The following is a 2,038-nucleotide window of genomic DNA, read 5'->3' as shown; positions in this document are numbered from 1 at the left end:
GTGGTGGAGGTGGCGGCTCTGTGCCAGTCGTGAGAATCAGTTGGGGACGGCGCGTGGCGTCGGAGGTTTCCTTCGAACTGTAGATGACGCCGTCGGACGAAGTGTTATTGATCCTGAACGAGTAAGTGCCGTCTCCCCTAACAACGCTGAATACATCAATTTCCACAAAGGTGTTGATGGTAACGGCTCCGCGCGATGCCACAACCGTAGTCTCGGCCACCGGCGCGTTGTTGAAGTTGATCGTGCTTTCTGTCCATGAGTTGTTCAGAACACGGCGGAACTGACCACCCAGGTTGGAAGGGTCGGCAACGAACAGCCTGAGTTTCGCAGCGGTGACGTTGGTCCCGGCACCGGATACGGTGAATTTCAAGAACGACATTTCCACCGGCGAATTGTCGGCCTTAAGGCCAGTTGCCGTGCCGTAGTTGGTAGTGGGAGTGTCACGCTTGACGACAGCGTCCGCCGAAGCGGGAAACGTCAATGTGGCAGCTTCCGCCGGCCCAGCAATGATGGAAACTGTGGCCGCTAGAAAAAGAGTTGCGGCCACGGATATCCAACGTTTGCGCAAATGCGCGTATCCAGGCCGACGTTTTTTTGGATTGTTGCCTAAGGCATATTCTTTGGGATTTTTGTTGCCGAAGGCAAAGTTCGATTTGAGGCTCATCGTGGGACTCCTAAGTCCGATTCACACACCCCCAATGCCTTGAGCCCACATTAAGCCCTAATGGCCAGTAGGGATCCAAAGAATTTAATGCAAAAATGCACAGCGCAAATGAACATGCGCAAAAATGCGCTGCACATTTGTATTCCCCGAATAGAATATTGGTATTCCATTCGCGGCATAAACATCTCAACTGCGAAAACATTGTTAATGGCTCTTCATAATCCAGGGTGTAGCAGCGGCCTGAAGCCGCCGGTCTCGAGCAGCGATCCCGCGATGTAGTGGGTGAAGTTGCGGAACCCGAGGGCGGAGCCGCGGAGGTGTTCGAGTCGGAGGTCGGCGCCGGTGTGCAGGGTCCTCCTGGCGGCGTAGAGCGTGTCGTCCTTGTGACCGCGGTAGCCGTGGATCGCGAGTTGGACCCGACACCGGAACGACTCGCTAATATGGGGCACACCAAAGCAAAGGAGAGCCCCGTGGGCAAGGTGGTCATGTACAGCTCGGTGTCGGTGGACGGCTTCCTCGCGGACGAGAACGACCAGCCCGGACCGCTGTTCGACTGGTTGTCCAGCGGTGACGTCCCGTTGGACGAGAGCGGCGAGGTGAAGGTGTCGCAGACGTCCTACGACTACACCCGGCCGTACTGGGACCAAATCGGGGCGACCATCGTCGGCCGCCGCGTCTTCGACATGACGGACGGCTGGGACGGGAAGCCTCCGGGCGGAGTCGACCACGTGGTCGTCGTGACGCACCGGCCGAAGCCCGAGGGCTGGGACCCCGAGGCGCCGTTTCACTTCGTCGACGGCGTCGAGGCAGCCGTGGCTAAGGCGCAGGAGCTCGCGGGTGACCGCATTGTCGAGGTCGCCGCTGGCGACGTCGGTGGCCAGGTGCTAGCCGCGGGCCTGGTCGACGAGGTGCGCATGGACGTCGTACCCGTCGTGTTCGGGTCCGGCAAGCGCTACTTCGGGTCGGTCCACGCACAGCACCTGTTGGAGGATCCCGACGTGGTGATTCAGGGCAACCGGGTGCTTCACCTGCGCTATCGGGTGCGCCGTTGACCGATCTGAGCGGGTACGCGAATAAGTCCACTGCGAACGGTGACACAAGATCGGGCCTCCGGCTGCGTTTGCGCATCGCTGCCCCGGGACCGACGCACCAGCCAACATCCAGCCAGCGATTACACCCTCAACTGTGAAAAGCCTGTTAACTGCGGGAGGACCCCCAACGTGGTTGGGGGTCCTCGACCTAATGGTTGTCCGGCGGTGACCTACTCTCCCACACCCTCCCGGGTGCAGTACCATCGGCGCTGTGGGTCTTAGCTTCCGGGTTCGGAATGGGACCGGGCGTTTCCCCCACGCTATGACCGCCGTAACCCTTGTA

2 protein-coding genes, 1 rRNA gene and 1 pseudogene are annotated in these 2,038 nt (G+C 60.0%); 1 reads left to right on the top strand and 3 read right to left on the bottom strand.

The window, feature by feature from the left end; all coding sequences use genetic code 11:
• A partial coding sequence (locus tag LQ144_RS22855; RefSeq protein WP_230121525.1) for a DNRLRE domain-containing protein occupies window positions 1-664 on the bottom strand: 664 nt, incomplete at its 3' end.
• Window positions 665-879: 215 nt separating this feature from the next.
• A pseudogene (locus tag LQ144_RS22850) lies at window positions 880-1,089 on the bottom strand (hypothetical protein); the annotation flags it as partial.
• A 45-nt stretch (window positions 1,090-1,134) separates the two neighbouring features.
• Here LQ144_RS22850 and LQ144_RS22845 point away from each other — a divergent pair.
• Window positions 1,135-1,716, top strand: coding sequence for a dihydrofolate reductase family protein (locus tag LQ144_RS22845; RefSeq protein WP_230121526.1), 582 nt, complete (start codon window positions 1,135-1,137; stop codon window positions 1,714-1,716).
• Between the two features lie 196 nt (window positions 1,717-1,912).
• Here LQ144_RS22845 and rrf read toward each other — a convergent pair.
• Window positions 1,913-2,029 (bottom strand): 5S ribosomal RNA (gene rrf / locus LQ144_RS22840).
• Window positions 2,030-2,038 lie beyond the last annotated feature (9 nt).

This window comes from Arthrobacter sp. Bi83 (assembly GCF_918698095.1).
Lineage (GTDB): Bacteria > Actinomycetota > Actinomycetes > Actinomycetales > Micrococcaceae > Arthrobacter.
The sequence above is the reverse complement of the archived record's forward strand: the minus strand, read 5'-3'. Positions and strand labels throughout refer to the sequence as shown.